Source organism: Streptomyces sp. NPDC046985, from assembly GCF_040644415.1.
GTDB lineage: Bacteria > Actinomycetota > Actinomycetes > Streptomycetales > Streptomycetaceae > Streptomyces.
In genome coordinates this window covers 183,580-200,488 of sequence record NZ_JBEYWK010000012.1, presented here as the reverse complement: position 1 = coordinate 200,488, position 16,909 = coordinate 183,580, and the positions used below count along the sequence as shown (strand labels likewise).

The 16,909-nt window shown below is 71.2% G+C and carries 12 protein-coding genes and 1 riboswitch; of the genes, 8 read left to right on the top strand and 4 right to left on the bottom strand.

Annotated features, from left to right (window positions below):
- Nucleotides 1-634: 634 nt before the first annotated feature.
- The 4 genes from ABZ861_RS17795 to gcvT all read right to left on the bottom strand — a co-directional run bounded on the left by ABZ861_RS17795 (nt 635) and on the right by gcvT (nt 5,048).
- Complete coding sequence (locus ABZ861_RS17795; protein ID WP_361630912.1) at nt 635-2,002, bottom strand: L-serine ammonia-lyase; 1,368 nt, start codon at nt 2,000-2,002, stop codon at nt 635-637.
- A gap of 93 nt (nt 2,003-2,095) precedes the next feature.
- Nucleotides 2,096-3,370, bottom strand: coding sequence for a serine hydroxymethyltransferase (gene glyA / locus ABZ861_RS17790; RefSeq protein ID WP_361630909.1), 1,275 nt, complete (start codon nt 3,368-3,370; stop codon nt 2,096-2,098).
- 17 nt (nt 3,371-3,387) lie between these two features.
- Complete coding sequence (gcvH, locus tag ABZ861_RS17785) at nt 3,388-3,765, bottom strand: glycine cleavage system protein GcvH (protein WP_361630906.1); 378 nt, start codon at nt 3,763-3,765, stop codon at nt 3,388-3,390.
- Between the two features lie 155 nt (nt 3,766-3,920).
- Nucleotides 3,921-5,048 carry a glycine cleavage system aminomethyltransferase GcvT gene (gene gcvT, locus ABZ861_RS17780; protein WP_361630903.1) on the bottom strand — a complete coding sequence of 376 codons (1,128 nt, stop codon included), beginning with the start codon at nt 5,046-5,048 and terminating at the stop codon, nt 3,921-3,923.
- Nucleotides 5,049-5,200: 152 nt separating this feature from the next.
- Nucleotides 5,201-5,301: riboswitch (glycine riboswitch) on the bottom strand.
- A gap of 683 nt (nt 5,302-5,984) precedes the next feature.
- On the opposite strand from gcvT, the gene ABZ861_RS17775 reads away from it, so the two are divergent.
- From ABZ861_RS17775 to ABZ861_RS17740, 8 genes are all read left to right on the top strand, one after another.
- Complete coding sequence (locus ABZ861_RS17775; protein WP_361630900.1) at nt 5,985-6,788, top strand: enhanced serine sensitivity protein SseB; 804 nt, start codon at nt 5,985-5,987, stop codon at nt 6,786-6,788.
- A 651-nt stretch (nt 6,789-7,439) separates the two neighbouring features.
- Complete coding sequence (locus tag ABZ861_RS17770) at nt 7,440-8,237, top strand: enhanced serine sensitivity protein SseB C-terminal domain-containing protein (protein WP_361630897.1); 798 nt, start codon at nt 7,440-7,442, stop codon at nt 8,235-8,237.
- Nucleotides 8,238-8,656: 419 nt separating this feature from the next.
- Nucleotides 8,657-9,655, top strand: a complete 999-nt coding sequence (locus ABZ861_RS17765) for an ABC transporter permease (RefSeq protein WP_361630894.1) — start codon at nt 8,657-8,659, stop codon at nt 9,653-9,655.
- Between the two features lie 26 nt (nt 9,656-9,681).
- Nucleotides 9,682-11,427: an ABC transporter substrate-binding protein gene (locus ABZ861_RS17760; protein WP_361630891.1), complete on the top strand. Its 1,746-nt coding sequence runs from the start codon at nt 9,682-9,684 to the stop codon at nt 11,425-11,427.
- An 89-nt stretch (nt 11,428-11,516) separates the two neighbouring features.
- The gene (locus ABZ861_RS17755) at nt 11,517-12,527 is read left to right on the top strand and encodes an ABC transporter permease (protein WP_361630888.1); all 1,011 of its coding nucleotides are present in this window, start codon (nt 11,517-11,519) and stop codon (nt 12,525-12,527) included.
- A 20-nt stretch (nt 12,528-12,547) separates the two neighbouring features.
- Nucleotides 12,548-13,606, top strand: coding sequence for an ABC transporter ATP-binding protein (locus ABZ861_RS17750; RefSeq protein WP_361631050.1), 1,059 nt, complete (start codon nt 12,548-12,550; stop codon nt 13,604-13,606).
- Nucleotides 13,603-15,378 (top strand): dipeptide ABC transporter ATP-binding protein, encoded by a 1,776-nt coding sequence (locus tag ABZ861_RS17745; protein ID WP_361630885.1) that lies wholly within the window; start codon nt 13,603-13,605, stop codon nt 15,376-15,378. The genes ABZ861_RS17750 and ABZ861_RS17745 overlap by 4 nt, the downstream gene beginning before the upstream one ends.
- Nucleotides 15,379-15,483: 105 nt before the next feature.
- A complete protein-coding gene (locus tag ABZ861_RS17740; protein ID WP_361630882.1) occupies nt 15,484-16,875 on the top strand; it encodes a M1 family metallopeptidase in 1,392 nt (463 codons plus the stop codon).
- Nucleotides 16,876-16,909: the final 34 nt, after the last annotated feature.

Below are 16,909 nucleotides of genomic sequence, written 5' to 3'. Positions count from 1 at the left end.
CGAGACGCTCATACCTGGCGAACTCTGCCAAGACCTCAACGGGCAAACCCTGTTGCTCGTAGCGGCCACCTCGAAGGCGCCAAGATCCAAAAGTGCGACGATCCGTCCCCATGCCCCCACCCTACCGAGACGACACCTTCCCCATGACGTCCACACTTGAGCAGAACAATTTTCCTCCCCATTGGCTCCAGAAGCAATCGGGTTGCAGCTTCCTATCTGTAGCGATTGGGGCACGGCGGTTAGAGGCCGAGACCAGCAGCACCGTGGTCTCGGTACCTGCTCCGTCTTGGAGCGTCCGCCACCGTCCACATGGGCGCGAGTAGGCGCCTGTCCAGCCGTTCGGGGCGAGGGGCGGACGCTCCAGGAGCGAGACCGGACAACTCGTAATGCATAGGTTTCGCTACCTGGCGTGTACCCACTTCACCACTACCTGAGTCGGCCGCAAGAGCGCCAGATCAGCCTGGAAGTTGGCCAACCGCAACGGTGATCAGCCAAGTCCTACGGGGACATCCCAGGGACTTTTCAGGGACTTTCACGTCTGTCCTAGGGGGTTTCCAGGGACTTTCCACCCGATAGGCAGGGAAGGCCCTGACAGCGCTGAAAGACACGAACGCGCTGGTCAGGGCCCATCCCCCTAGCACTCGATGATGTTCACCGCGAGCCCGCCCCGGGCCGTCTCCTTGTACTTGACCGACATGTCCGCGCCGGTCTCCTTCATCGTCTTGATGACCTTGTCCAGGGAGACCTTGTGGGAGCCGTCGCCGCGTAGGGCCATGCGGGCGGCGGTGACCGCCTTGACCGCGGCCATGCCGTTGCGCTCGATGCACGGGATCTGCACCAGGCCGCCGACGGGGTCGCAGGTCAGGCCGAGGTTGTGCTCCATGCCGATCTCCGCGGCGTTCTCCACCTGCTCCGGCGTGCCGCCCATCGCCTCGGCCAGCGCGCCCGCCGCCATCGAGCACGCCGAGCCGACCTCGCCCTGGCAGCCGACCTCGGCGCCGGAGATGGAGGCGTTCTCCTTGAAGAGCATGCCGATCGCGCCCGCGGCCAGCAGGAAGCGGACCACGCCGTCCTCGTCGGCGCCGGGGATGAAGTTGATGTAGTAGTGCAGGACGGCGGGGATGATGCCGGCCGCGCCGTTGGTGGGGGCGGTGACCACCCGGCCGCCGGCCGCGTTCTCCTCGTTCACCGCCATCGCGTAGAGGGTGATCCACTCCATCGAGCGGGCCGCCGCGTCCCCCTCGGCGCGCAGTTGGCGCGCGGTGACGGAGGCGCGCCGGCGCACCTTCAGGCCGCCGGGGAGGATGCCCTCGCGGCTCATGCCGCGGCGCACGCACGTCTGCATCACCCGCCAGATCTCCAGCAGGCCCTCGCGGATCTCCTCCTCGGTGCGCCAGGCCCGCTCGTTCTCCAGCATCAGCGAGGAGATCGACAGGCCGGTCTCCCGGGCCAGTCGCAGCAGCTCGTCGCCGGTGCGGAAGGGGTGCTTCAGCACCGTGTCGTCCAGCTTGATGCGGTCCGCGCCCACCGCGTCCTCGTCGACCACGAAGCCGCCGCCGACCGAGTAGTACGTCTTGCTCAGCAGCTCGGCGCCCGAGGCGTCGTACGCCCACAGGGTCATGCCGTTGGCGTGGTAGGGAAGGGTCTCGCGGCGGTGCAGGACCATGTCGTCGTCGTAGGAGAAGGCGATCTCGTGCTCGCCCAGCAGGCGCAGCCGGCCTCCGGCCCTTATCTTCTCCACCCGCTCGTCGGCGCTCTCCACGTCCACCGTGCGGGGCGAGTCGCCCTCCAGGCCGAGCAGCACCGCCTTGGGCGTGCCGTGGCCGTGGCCGGTCGCGCCGAGGGAGCCGTACAGCTCCGCGCGCACCGAGGCCGCCTGCTCCAGCAGGTCCTCGCTGCGCAGCCGGCTGGCGAACATGCGGGCGGCGCGCATCGGGCCGACCGTGTGGGAGCTGGACGGGCCGATGCCGATCGAGAACAGGTCGAAGACCGAGATGGCCACGGATGACTCCTTGATGCGGGGGCGGTGCGAGGGGCGGGGCGCCGCGCGGCCCCCGGAATCCGCCGGGTGGGCGCGGCGCCCCTCTCGGGTGACTTACTTGTTCAGACCCGGGTAGAGCGGGTGCTTGTCGGCCAGGGCGCGCACCCGGGCCGCGAGCGTCTCGGCGTCGTACGACGGCTTCAGCGCCTCGGCGATCACGTCCGCGACCTCGGCGAAGTCCTCGGCGGTGAAGCCGCGGGTCGCCAGAGCGGGCGTGCCGATCCGCAGACCGGAGGTGACCATCGGCGGCCGGGGGTCGTTCGGCACCGCGTTGCGGTTGACCGTGATCCCGACCTCGTGGAGGCGGTCCTCGGCCTGCTGGCCGTCCAGCTCCGAGTCGCGCAGGTCCACCAGGACCAGGTGCACGTCGGTGCCGCCGGTCAGCACGTCCACGCCGGCCGCGCGGGCGTCCTCGCGCACCAGGCGCTCGGCCAGGATGCGCGCGCCCTCCAGGGTACGGCGCTGGCGCTCGGCGAAGTCCTCGCTGGCCGCGACCTTGAAGGCCACCGCCTTGGCCGCGATCACGTGCTCCAGCGGGCCGCCCTGCTGACCGGGGAAGACCGCCGAGTTGATCTTCTTCGCCAGCTCGGCCGTGGACAGGATCACCCCGCCGCGCGGACCGCCCAGCGTCTTGTGCGTGGTGGTGGTGACCACGTGGGCGTGCGGCACCGGGTTGGGGTGCAGGCCCGCCGCGACCAGACCGGCGAAGTGCGCCATGTCGACCATCAGATACGCGCCGACCTCGTCCGCGATCCGGCGGAACGCGGCGAAGTCGAGCTGCCGGGGGTAGGCCGACCAGCCGGCCACGATCAGCTTCGGCCGGGACTCCTTGGCCAGCCGCTCCACCTCGGCCATGTCGACCCGGCCGTCCTCGCCCACGCGGTAGGCGACGACGGCGTAGAGCTTGCCGGAGAAGTTGATCTTCATGCCGTGGGTCAGGTGCCCGCCGTGCGCGAGGTCCAGGCCCATGATCGTGTCGCCGGGCTTGAGCAGCGCGAACATCGCCGCCGCGTTGGCCTGGGCGCCGGAGTGCGGCTGCACGTTGGCGTGCTCGGCGCCGAACAGCGCCTTGATCCGGTCGACGGCGATCCGCTCGATCACGTCGACGTGCTCGCAGCCGCCGTAGTAGCGGCGGCCCGGGTAGCCCTCGGCGTACTTGTTGGTCAGAACGGAGCCCTGCGCCTCCATCACCGCGAGCGGCGCGAAGTTCTCCGAGGCGATCATCTCCAGCGTGGACTGCTGGCGGCGCAGCTCGGCGTCGACCGCGGCGGCCACGTCCGGGTCCAGCTCGTGCAGGGGGGTGTCGAGAACGGTGGTGTGCTCAGTCATCTGCTCGCGTCCGCTCCTCAGCCCGCGTTCTGGGCCGTGTACTCGTCGGCGGTGAGCAGGTCGCCCGGCTCGTCGGCGACCCGCACCCGGAACAGCCAGCCGCCCTCGAAGGGCTCGGAGTTCACCAGCGACGGGTCGTCCACCACGTTCTGGTTGACCTCGGTGATCTCGCCGCCGACCGGCGAGTACAGGTCGGACACCGACTTGGTGGACTCCAGCTCGCCGCAGGTCTCGCCCGCGGCCACGCTGTCGCCGACCTCGGGGAGCTGGGCGTAGACGACGTCGCCGAGCGCGTTGGCCGCGAACTCCGTGATGCCGACCGTCGCGACGCCGTCCTCGGCGGGCGACAGCCACTCGTGCTCTTTGCTGTACCGCAGCTTCTGGGGGTTGCTCATGGCCTGAATTCTCCTGTACGCGGGGGGGTGCTGAGGAAGGGGGGACGGCGAAGGGGCGTGCGGGGGCGGGGCGTGGAGCCCGTGCCACCGCCCGCCGCCGGCGGTCGTGCCGGAGCGCGCCGTCGGCGGCGGCACTCACGCCGCTGGCGAAGGGATCACTTCTGCCGCTTGTAGAAGGGCAGCGCCACGACCTCATACGGCTCGTGGCTGCCCCGGATGTCGACGCCGACACCCGACGTGCCCGGCGCGGCGTACGCGGCGTCCACGTAGGCCATGGCGATCGGCTTGCCCAGGGTGGGGGAGGGGGCGCCGGAGGTGACCTCGCCGATCACCTCGCCGCCGGCGACGACGGGGTATCCGGCGCGCGGCACGCGGCGGCCCTCGGCGACCAGGCCGACCAGGACGCGCGGCGGCTTCCGCTCGGCGCGCTCCGCGGCCTCCCGCAGCGCCTCGCGGCCCACGAAGTCGCCCTCCTTGCCGAACTTGACCACCCGGCCGAGCCCGGCGTCGAACGGGGTCAGCTCGGTCGTCAGCTCGTGCCCGTACAGCGGCATGCCGGCCTCCAGGCGCAGCGTGTCGCGGCAGGACAGCCCGCACGGGATCAGCCCGGCGTCCGCGCCGGCGTCGGTCAGCGCCGTCCACAGCTTCTCGGCGCCGTCCGGGGCGACGAACAGCTCGAAGCCGTCCTCGCCGGTGTAGCCGGTGCGCGCGATCAGCGCCGGGACCCCGGCGACCGTGCCGGGCAGCCCGGCGTAGTACTTCAGGCCGTCGAGGTCGGCGTCGGTCAGGGACGCGAGGATCGCGGGGGAGGCGGGGCCCTGCACCGCGATCAGGGCGTAGGCGTCCCGGTCGTCGCGGACCTCGGCGTCGAAGCCGGCCGCCCGCTCGGTGAGGGCGTCCAGGACGGTCTGGGCGTTGGAGGCGTTGGCGACGACCATGTAAGTGGTCTCGGCCAGGCGGTAGACGATCAGATCGTCCAGGATGCCGCCGTCGGCCCGGCAGATCATGGTGTAGCGGGCGCGGCCCGCGCCCACGGAGGCGATGTCGCCGACCAGGGCGTGGTTCAGCAGGGCGGCGGCCTGCGGTCCGGCGACGGTGATCTCGCCCATGTGGGACAGGTCGAACAGGCCCGCCGTGGTGCGCACGGCCAGGTGCTCGTCGCGCTCGGAGCCGTAGCGCAGCGGCATGTCCCAGCCGGCGAAGTCGGTCATCGTCGCACCGAGCGAGCGGTGCAGCGCGTCCAGCGCGGTGCGGCGGGGCTGAGGGGGTGCGGAACTGCTCATCGGGCGGTCTCCCAGGCGTGGCGGGCGAGGACGGAACTCGTGTCCTCCCCATCTGTCATCGAAAACCTGAGAGGTTCGCCCTGACCGCCGCCGGACGGTCACGGCTTGCACCGTGGGTGGGGCCGCCGCGGCGGCCCGCTTTTCAGATGTGCCTCGCCCGCGCGGTAACGGGGCCTGAGAGATTCAAGGGAGGGACTTGCTCCTTCGGCGCCCCAGCCGAAGCTGCTGCTGGGGACTCTCCCGCGCGGATTCAAACGGCCGGTATGCAGTTGGCGGACTCATCATCGCACGCCCGGCCCGCCGGGGGCAGCGCGATCTCCGTCACCGACCGGTGGCGGACCGCACATGACCGCCGCGCGCGAACACCCTGCCGTCACCGGCTGGTGGCGGACCGCGCACGGGCGGTGCGTGCGGGCGTGCGGGGGCCGTTCCCCTCCCCGCGTGCCGCGGTCTCCCGGCAGCGGCCCGTCGTCCCGCACCGCCGCGCGCGGACACGCTGCCGTCACCGGCCGGTGACGGACCCCGCACGGGCGGTGCGCGCGGGCACGCGGAGACCGTTCCCCTCCCCGCGTGCCGCGGTCTCCCGGCAGTGGCCCGTCGTCCCGCACCGCCGCGCGCGGACACGCTGCCGTCACCGGCCGGTGACGGACCCCGCACGGGCGGTGTGCGCGGGCACGCGGGGGCCGTTCCCCTCCCCGCGTGCCGCGCTCTCCCGTCCGCGGCCCGTCGTCCCGCGCCCCGGACCCGCGCCCGCGCGCGCTCGGCGGCCGAGCCGTGCCGGGCCGGGCCGGGCCGGAGCGCGGAGCGGATGCGCCGGGCGGCCCGGAGCGCGTGCGCCCGGCGGCCCGGAGCGCGGGGCGAGCGGGTCGGCCGGTCCGGCGGTCGTACCGGTTAGCCTTTCCACCACAGCAGCGGTTCCCAGCAGGCGGTAGGCGAATGGACTTCCCGGCGGAATACTCCGCGGACTTCCCGGCGAACTTCCCGGTGCAGACGCACCCCCACTCCGGCGGCGGGTGGCCCGGCAACGAGGTGGAGGAGGTGCTGTCGGCCTCCCTCGGCGCCCCCGCGTCCGCCGGACGGATCGTGGAGGCGCTGGGCCGCGGCTTCCTGTGGGTGCCGCTGCCCGGCGGCCGCGGCCCGCACGGCGGTCCGCTGGACCTGCCCACCCTGGAGATCGACGGCCAGGTGTACGTGCCGGCCTTCAGCTCCGAGGAGCAGATCCGCCGGATCGCGGGCGCCCACATGCCCTACACCGTGGCCCCCGCCGCCGAGTTCGCCCGCGGCCTGCCTCCGCAGGTCGGCATCGCGCTGAACCCGGAGGGCGTGGTGGGCGTCCCGCTGCCCCCGCCGGCCGTGGCGGAGCTGTGCCGGACCGGGCGGTCCGCGCTGGACGGGCCCGCGACCGGCGGCCGGGTCCGGCTGTTCGAACCCGACTGGCAGGACGACCCGGTGGACTTCCTCGCCGCCGCCGCCGCCGAGTTCGCGCGGACCGGCGTGGTCGTCAGCGCCCGCCGGTGCCTGGCCGCGATAGAGACGGCCGAGCCGGTGATGTTCGTGGGCGTCGAGCTGTCCCAGTGGGACGGCGACCTGCGCGCCCGCCCGCTCGACGCCCTCGGCCGCGCGCTGAGCGCCGCCCCGGTCGCCTGGCCGGTCAACCTGGTGCTGCTGGACGTCACCGAGGACCCGGTGGCCGCCTGGATGAAGGAACGGGTCCGGCCCTTCTACCAGCACACGCCCTGACGGACCGCCCCGTACGCGCCCTGACGGATCACCACGTCACGCGCCTAGGCGGACCCACCCGTACACGCGCTGACGGCCGCCCCGCACGCGCCCTCACGGGTCACCCCGCACGCGCCCTCACGGGTCACCCCGCACGCGCCCTCACGGGTCACCCCGCACGCGCCCTCACGGGTCACCCCGCACGCGCCCCTGACGGACGGCCCCGCACGCGTGCACGGACCCCCGTCGAGAGCGCGCCGCGGACTGTGCCCCGTCAGACGGCCCCGCACGTGCGCACAGACCGCCCTCTACGCGCCGTGGCAGACGCCCCGTACGTGCCCTGACGGACGCCCCGTACGCGCCCTGGCGTGCCGACGTCTACGCGCACCGACGGGCTGACCCATGCGCACCCAGGCGGACGGCCCTCTACGCGCCCCGGCCGACCGCCGCGCGCTCCGTCCGACCGCCGGAGGGCGGATCCGCGCCCCTTGCGACGTCGGCCTCTGCCCGGCCCGCGCGCGGCCTTAAGCTAGGAACGGTCGTCGGACCACCGCCCGCCCCGCGGCGCCAGGCACCCGCGCTCGCCGCGCTGCCCGCCCTCCCGGCGGACGACCGGAGTCGCGACGGCGGGATCTCCTGCACGGCACGGGCGGCACGAAGGGGCGGTACGAGGTGAGCGCGAGCGGCACGGCCGCGGCCGGGCACGTGGAGCAGACGCTGCGTCAGGTGACGCCCGGACGCTACGACGCCTACGAGGCGCTGCTGCACGCCCTCGCGACCCCGTCCTCCGGGCAGGTCTGGATGCTGCTCTGGCGCGGCCAGGCCGGCTCGCCCGACGCCCAGTACGGGCACATGGAGGTCGCCGGGCACGGCTACGTCCCGTGCGTGACCTCCGCCCAGGAGCTGTCGGCCAGCGGCTGGACGCGCTCCTACGAGGTGGCGGACGCCCTCGACGTCGCCCGCACCCTCTACCCCGACCACTACGGCCTGTGGCTCAACCCGCACGCCCCGGGCGGCGGCGTCGGCGTCCCCTGGCTGGACCTGCGCCGCATCGCCACCGGCTTGGACCGCCAGCCCGCCGGTCCGCTGCGGATGTCCGAACCGGCCGTCGAGATCCCGCAGTTCTACGCGCTGCTCGCCCAGCACGCCCACCGCACCCCGGCGCTGCGCTCGCTGCGCCGGGCCTGGGTCCAGCCCGCGCTCGGCGCCCCGTACCTCGCCATCGGCCTCGACCTGTACGACACGTCGCCGCCGGCCGTCGACTCGGTGCGGGCCATGATGCAGCAGTCCGTGGGCGCCGTCCCGGACGGACTGGCGGTGTCGACGGTGGCGATGTCCGACGCGTTCGACCCGGTCGCGATGTGGCTGCGCGCCCACTCCCGCCCGTTCTACGACCGCGACGCGCACGGCGCGGTCCCGGCGCACCAGCCGGGCGGCTACGGCTATCCGCCAGTCGGCGGCGGGTACTGACGGCCGCTCACTGGCCCGCCTCCACCCGCTCGTTCCCCACGCGTCCCACCTGTCGGGCGCGTCCGTGCGTCTGCGCGCGTAGACCGAGGTGATTGGCCCCCATCAGGGCGTAATCATCCTTCTGTCCCAACTAGACCGTGTCCGGCCCCCGTTACCCCACGTCCGGATAACGGAATCCTCCGAACAGCATCACGGTTGCGCATACTTTCCCCTTCACATCTGGCGAGTGATCGCAGGCCCGTTGAAGACTCGCCTCTCAGACGCGAAGCCGTTCAGCCTGTGATCGCACCCAATCGGGGATCCGCTGGACAGCCGAGCCGCACCCATCCGCGGCCGACACGCGGCAGACAAGCGAACCAAGCCGCGCACAGCGGCGGGCAAGGGCCGGTCACCACCGGCGCGAGAGGGGTCGGGTCACTGTGACCGCACCGATCGAGACCACCGGGGCGGAGGCCGGAGCGCAGCCGGAGGCCGTGCTCGCCGGGGCCAAGAAAAGCCAGATCGAGGGGCGTTCACTCACCCAGATCGCCTGGACCCGGTTCAAGCGGGACCGGGTGGCCGTGGCCGGCGGCGTGGTCGTCGTCCTGCTCGTGCTGATGGCGGTCCTCGCCAAGCCGATCGAGTGGATCTTCGGTCTGGACCCCGACAAGTTCAACCAGAACCTGATCGACCCGGCCCTGCTGTCGCCCAAGGGCGGCTTCGGCGGCATGAGCATGGACCACCTGCTCGGCGTCGACCCGCAGTACGGCCGCGACATGCTCGCCCGCATCATCGACGGCTCCTGGGTCTCGCTGCTGGTGGCGGGCGGCGCCACCGTGCTGTCCGTGGTCATCGGCGTGGTGCTCGGCATCGTCGCCGGTTACTACGGCGGCTGGGTCGACAGCGTCGTCAGCAGGCTGATGGACACCTTCCTGGCGTTCCCGCTGCTGCTGTTCGCCATCGCCATCTCGGCCTCGGTGCAGGACGGGTTCTTCGGCCTCAACGGCCTGCCGCTGCGCATCTGCGTGCTCATCTTCGTGATCGGCTTCTTCAGTTGGCCGTACATCGGCCGGATCGTGCGGGCCCAGACGATGACCCTGCGCAAGCGGGAGTTCATCGAGGCCGCGAACAGCCTCGGGGCACGCGGCCCGTACATCCTGTTCCGCGAACTGCTCCCCAACCTCGTCGCACCGATCCTGGTCTACTCGACCCTGATCATCCCGACGAACATCCTCTTCGAGGCCGCGCTGAGCTTCCTCGGAGTCGGCATCGCCCCGCCGCAGGCATCGTGGGGCGGAATGCTCAGCAACGCCGTGGATCTCTACACCGCGGATCCGCAGTACATGTTCGTGCCCGGACTGGCGATCTTCATCACGGTCCTGGCGTTCAACCTGCTGGGCGACGGGCTGCGTGACGCACTCGACCCTCGCAGCAAGTGATCCATCGATAGAGGGGGCATCCTCACGTGAAGACGAGCAGGACGACCGCCGCAGTGGCGTCGGTTCTCGCGCTCTCGCTGGGCGCCGCCGCGTGCGGCGGGGGCAGCGACAGCGGCAACGGCGGCAGCGGCAAGAAGGACGCGGCGCTCAACTCCATAGTCAACGCCTCGAGCAAGAAGGGGGGGACGGTCGTCTACGAGCACTCCGACGTGCCGGACTCCCTGGACGGAGGCAACACCTACTACGGCTGGGTGCAGAACTTCTCCCGGCTCTACGGGCGTACGCTCACCACCTTCCAGCCGGCGGCGGGCAAGGCCGGCCTCAAGGTCGTCCCGGACCTCGCCGACTCCCTGGGCAAGGCGAGCCCCGACGCCAAGACCTGGACGTACCACCTGCGCGCGGGCCTGAAGTACCAGGACGGCACGCCGATCACGTCCAAGGACGTCAAGTACGCGATCGAGCGCTCCAACTTCGCGCCCGAGGCCCTGTCCAACGGCCCGACGTACTTCAAGACGTACCTCGTGGGCGGCCCCGACTACAAGGGCCCCTACAAGGACAAGTCGCCCGACGGCCTGAAGTCGATCGAGACGCCGGACGCGCAGACGATCGTCTTCAAGCTGAGCCAGCCGTTCGCCGACTTCGACTACCTGGCGACCTTCTCGCAGACCGCCCCGGTCCCGGCGGCCAAGGACGACGGCGCGAAGTACGTCCAGCACATCGTGTCCTCGGGCCCGTACCAGTTCTCGTCCTACGAGGAGGGCCGCAGCGCCACCCTCGTGCGCAACAAGAACTGGGACCCGAAGACGGACCCGATCCGCAAGGCGCTGCCGGACAAGATCATGATCCGGTTCAAGGTCAACCCGACCACGGTCGACAACGACCTGCTCGCCGACAAGATCACGGCTGACGCGGCGGGCACCGGTGTGCAGCCGCAGACGCAGCCCAAGGTCCTGGCCGGCAAGGACGTCAAGATGACCGACGGCTCGTACGCGGGCGCCACGTCGTACATCGCGCTGGACCAGCACGTGAAGCCGTTCGACAACGCGCACTGCCGCAAGGCCGTGCAGTGGGCGCTCGACAAGCAGTCGGTGCTCGACGCCATGGGCGGCTCGCCCAAGGGCGACGTGGCCTCCACCCTGCTGCCGCCGAGCGTCAACGGCTACACCAAGTTCGACACGTACGCCACGCCGAACCACAAGGGCGACCAGGCCAAGGCCAAGGCGGAGCTGAAGGCGTGCGGGCAGCCGAACGGCTTCTCCACCACGCTGACCGCCCGTGCCGACCGTCCCTCCGAGGTGGCGGCCGCCACGGCGATCCAGAACTCGCTCAAGGGCGTCGGCATCGCGGCCGACATCAAGCAGTTCCCCTCCGGCAAGTACTTCTCCAACTTCGCCGGCGTCCCGAGCTACGTGCACGACCACAAGCTCGGCATGATGATGATGGCGTGGGGCGCCGACTGGCCGACCGGCTACGGCTTCCTCGACCAGATCATCGCCGGTACGGCGATCAAGCCCTCGGGCGGCAACAACCTGAGCGAGCTGGACGACCCGAAGATCAACAAGGCGCTGTCGGACGCCATCGCGAACACCGACACCGCGGCCCGCACGAAGGCGTGGGGCGACATCGACAAGATGGTCCTCGACAACGCCTCCATCGTGCCGCTCGTCTACCGCAAGAACCTGCTGCTGCGGCCGACTTCGGCGACCAACGTCACGGTCACCCAGGCGTACCTCGGCATGTACGACTACCTGCTGATGAGCTCCTCGAAGTAACAGCAGGCCGGATACCCCTGAAAGGCAGGTGAAGGCACCGGGCGGCCGGGACGGGCTACTCCCGTCCCGGCCTCCCGGAGCCGCACGCTGTGGCTGCGTACATCATCCGACGCGTCTTGGGCGCCGTGGTACTGCTGCTGGTGGTCAGCGCAGTCACCTTCGCCATCTTCTTCCTGGTCCCCCGCCTGGGCGGCCAGACGGCCACCCAGCTCGCCACCCAGTACGTCGGCAAGGACGCCAACCCCGAGTCCGTCGCCGCGATCAAGCGGAACCTGGGTTTCGACCAGCCCATCTACATGCAGTACTGGCACTACCTCAAGGGCCTGTTCGCCGGCGCCGACTACAAGTTCGGACCGGACGCGACCCACTGCGACGCGCCCTGCTTCGGGTACTCGTTCAAGAGCCACGTAGAGGTGTGGCCCCAGCTCACCCAGCGCATCCCGATCTCCTTCTCGCTGGCCGTCGGCGCGGCCGTGATCTGGCTGATCTTCGGCGTCACGACCGGCGTCGTCTCGGCGCTGCGCAAGGGCAGCCCGGTCGACCGCGTGTCGATGTTCATCGCCCTGGCCGGCGTCTCGCTGCCGATCTTCTTCACCGGGCAGATCATCAACGCGCTGTTCGTCTACCAGTGGCCGATCTGGGACAGCACCGACTACGTGCCGTTCACCCAGAACCCGGCCGAGTGGGCCTGGCACCTGCTGCTGCCCTGGGTCAGCCTCGCGTTCCTCTTCTCCGCCCTGTACGCCCGGCTCACCCGCGCGGGCATGCTGGAGACGATGGGCGAGGACTACATCAGGACCGCCCGCGCCAAGGGCCTGAAGGAGACCACCGTGGTCACCAAGCACGGCCTGCGGGCCGCGCTGACCCCGATCGTCACCATCTTCGGCATGGACTTCGGCACTCTCGTCGGCACCGCGGTGCTCACCGAGACGGTCTTCTCCCTCCAGGGCATCGGCGCCTACTCCATCCAGGCGATCAAGGACAACGACCTGCCCATCGTCATGGGCGTGACCCTGGTCGCCGCGTTCTTCATCGTCGTCTGCAATCTCGTCGTCGACCTGGTGTACGCCGCCATCGACCCCCGCGTGAGGTACTCGTGAGCAAGCTCGAAAAGGAGGCGCTGGACGCACCGGCCCCCGTCGCCCCGTCCGGCGCCGACGACGCGTTCCTGTCCGTGCGGGACCTGCGCATCCACTTCGACACCGACGACGGTCTGGTGAAGTCGGTGGACGGCGTCAGCTTCGACGTCCGGCGCGGCCAGACCCTCGGCATCGTCGGCGAGTCCGGCTCGGGCAAGTCCGTCACCTCGCTGGGCGTGATGGGCCTGCACCGCACGGCCAACGCCCGCGTCTCCGGCGAGGTCTGGCTGGACGGCCAGGAACTCATCGCGGCCGACCCGGACGAGGTCCGCCGGCTGCGCGGCCGGAAGATGGCGATGATCTTCCAGGACCCGCTGTCCGCCATGCACCCGTACTACACGATCGGGCAGCAGATCGTGGAGGCGTACCGGGTCCACCACGAGGTGGGCAAGAAGGACGCCAAGCGGCGCGCGGTGGAGATGCTGGACCGGGTGGGCATCCCGGAGCCGGCCAATCGAGTGGACAGCTACCCGCACGAGTTCTCCGGCGGCATGCGCCAGCGCGCGATGATCGCCATGTCGCTGGTCAACAACCCCGAACTGCTCATCGCGGACGAGCCGACCACCGCACTGGACGTGACCGTCCAGGCGCAGATCCTCGACCTGATCCGCGACCTCCAGAAGGAGTTCGGGTCCGCCGTCATCATGATCACCCATGACCTGGGCGTGGTCGCGGAGATGGCCGACGACATCCTCGTGATGTACGGCGGCCGCTGCGTGGAGCGCGGACGGGCCGACGACGTGTTCTACGCGCCCCGCCACCCCTACACCTGGGGCCTGCTCGGCTCGATGCCGCGCCTGGACCGCGAGCAGCAGGAAAGGCTGATCCCGGTCAAGGGCTCCCCGCCCTCCCTGATCAACGTCCCGTCCGGCTGCGCCTTCAACCCGCGCTGCCCGTACGCCGACATCCCGAAGGACGACGTCACCCGCACGGTCCGGCCCGAGCTGGCCCTGATCGGCGACCGGCACTGGGCCGCCTGTCACATGACGCCGGAGCAGCGGGAGCGGATCTGGACCGAAGAGATTGCGCCGAAGCTGTGAGCGACAACGCCGAGACCTCAGAGACCGCCCAGACCGCCGCCAAGGCCGAGCACGCCCGGGACGCCGAGCGCGCCGCGGCGGACGTCCCCGCGCGGAGTGACGGCGGGTCCGCGCCGGCCTCCGGCGCGGTCGCCCTCGCCGGGGAGGTCGCGCCCGGCGAGGTCCTGCTCAAGGTGACCGGCCTTCAGAAGCACTTCCCGATCAAGAAGGGCCTGCTCCAGCGGCAGGTCGGCGCGGTCCGCGCGGTCGACGGCCTGGACTTCGAGGTGCGCTCCGGCGAGACCCTCGGCGTCGTGGGCGAGTCCGGCTGCGGCAAGTCGACGATGGGCCGGCTGATCACCCGGCTGCTCGAACCGACCGGCGGCAAGGTCGAGTTCCAGGGCAAGGACATCACGCACCTCGGCATCGGCGGCATGCGCCCCATGCGCCGCGACGTGCAGATGATCTTCCAGGACCCCTACTCCTCGCTGAACCCGCGGCACACCATCGGCACCATCGTCGGCGCCCCCTTCCGGCTCCAGGGCGTCCAGCCCGAGGGCGGGGTCAAGAAGGAGGTGCAGCGGCTGCTGTCGGTGGTCGGCCTCAACCCCGAGCACTACAACCGCTATCCGCACGAGTTCTCCGGCGGCCAGCGCCAGCGCATCGGCATTGCCCGCGCGCTCGCGCTCAAGCCGAAGCTGGTGGTGGCGGACGAGCCGGTGTCCGCGCTGGACGTGTCGATCCAGGCGCAGGTCGTCAACCTGCTGGACGACCTCCAGCAGGAGCTGGGCCTGACGTACGTGATCATCGCGCACGACCTGTCGGTCGTCCGGCACGTCTCGGACCGGATCGCGGTGATGTACCTCGGCAAGATCGTCGAGCTGGCGGACCGGGACTCGCTGTACCGGGCGCCGATGCACCCGTACACCAAGGCGCTGATGTCGGCCGTCCCGATCCCGGACCCCCGGCGCAAGAACGCCAAGAGCGAGCGCATCCTGCTCAAGGGCGACGTGCCCTCGCCGATCTCCCCGCCGAGCGGCTGCCGGTTCCACACCCGGTGCTGGAAGGCGACGGAGATCTGCCGTACGACCGAGCCGGTGCTGCTGGAGCTGAAGCCCGGTCAGCGGGTGGCCTGCCACCACCCGGAGGACTTCGCGGACCAGGCGCCGCAGGAGACGGTGCTGCTGTCCGCCGCCAAGGAGGCCGCGGCGCTGGTCGCCGACGAGGTCCTGGCCAAGTCCGCCGAGACGTCGGCGGCGGTCGCCGAGGAGATAGCGGAAACCCCCTCGGCCACACCGGCGCCTGCCGAGACGGAGGAGCCTGTCGTGGTGGAGAAGCCCGCCGTCGCGGAGGAGCCCGCTGCGACGGAGGAGCCCGTCGTGACGGAGGAGCCCGTCGTGGCGGGGGAGGCCGCCGTGGTGGAGAAGCCCGTTGTGGCGGGGGAGCCTGTCGCGGGGGAGAAGCCCGCCGTCGCGGAGGAGCCCGCTGTGACGGAGGAGCCCGTCGTGGCGGAGGAGCCTGCCGTGGCGGAGAAGCCCGCCGTGGCGGAGAAGCCCGCCGAGGCGGAGGACCCCGTCGTGGCGGAGAAGCCCGCTCCGGTCGAGAAGTCCCCCGTCGTGGAGAAGCCCACGGCGCAGGACGCGGCGGCCGCTCCGGCCGCCGAACGCCCCCGCGAGGGCGAGCGCGCCGAGGACCCCGCGGCCGCCGAGGACTCCGCGAGCGCCGCGGAGCCGAAGGGCCCTCGAAGCACCGGGTCCGCCGACCGCGACCGTCAGGAGTCAAGTGACGACTGAGGCATGACGACTTGGCAAAGTCATGTCCATGTCTGAACGGGAGAGCGCAGAGTCGACCCCGTCCGTGCGATCAACCGATCTCAGCACGCGCGAAGGGATGACCTCATGGCACTCTCCCGTTCGGCACGTCTCGGGGCCGTAGTCACCGCGGCCCTCTCCTTTCTCACCGTCGCGGCCTCCTCGGCGCCCGTCCACGGCGCCCCAGGCATCGGCGACTCCTACTTCCCCGAGCTGGGCAACGGCGGCTTCGACGCCCGCCACTACGCCCTCGACGTCGCCTACGACCCGGCCACCGGCCGCCTGGACGGCCGCACCACGCTCACCGCCCGCGCCACCGAGAACCTGTCCTCTTTCGACCTGGACCTCCAGAAGCTCCAGGTCACCCGGGTCGACGTGGACGGCAGACGCGCCCGCTTCACCCGCCGCGGCGACGAACTGCGCATCACCCCGCGTCAGACGCTGCGCAAGCACCGCTCCTTCACGGTCACCGTCGCCTACGGCGGCATACCCGAGCCGCTCGGCGGCCCCATCGTGTTCGGCTCGCACTACGGCTGGATGAAGACCGACGACGGCGTGTTCGTGGCCTGCGAACCGAACGCCGCCTCGACCTGGTTCCCCTCCAGCGACCACCCCTCGGACAAGGCCACGTACGACATCCGCATCAAGGCGCCCAAGGGCCTGACCGGGGTGTCCAACGGCCGGCTGGTCTCCGCGTACACCCGCGGCGGCTCCTCTTACGCCCACTGGCGCGAGAGCCGGCCGATGGCGACCTATCTGGCCACCGCCACCATCGGGAAGTTCGACGTGCGCACCGGCCGGACCCCGGGCGGCATCCCGATGTACGTGGCCATCGACCCGAAGCTGAAGGACAGCAACAAGGTCGACGTCTACGCGGTCACCGCCGCCGCCACCGACTACTGGTCGCGGGTCTTCGGGCCGTATCCGTTCGAGGAGACCGGGGCGATCGTCGACGACATGCCCGAGGCCGGGTTCTCGCTGGAGGTGCAGAGCAAGCCGGCCTACTCGGCGGTGCGCAGCGAGACCACGATCGTGCACGAGCTGGCGCACCAGTGGTTCGGCGACTCGGTGTCGGTGAAGCACTGGAAGGACATCTGGCTCAACGAGGGCTTCGCCACCTACGCCCAGTGGCTGTGGGCCGAGCACCAGGGCACGCGCTCGGCGCACGACTCCTTCCGCGCCGTCTACGACGCCATCCCGGCCGACGACGCCTTCTGGCAGGTCAAGGTGGCCGACCCGCAGCGCGACACCATGTTCGCCGGCGCGGTCTACCAGCGGGGCGCCATGACGCTCCAGGCGCTGCGCGAACGCATCGGCGACAAGGCGTTCTTCAAGCTGCTGCCCGCCTGGACGAGGCTGCACCGCTACGGCAACGCCGACACCGCCGACTTCGTCCGCCTGGCCGAACAGGTCTCCGGGCAGCGGCTGGACGGCCTCTTCCACACCTGGCTCCGCACGACCGGAAAGCCCGCCCTGTAAGCCCGCCCGGCTCGCCTGGCCTTGCGAAGCAAGG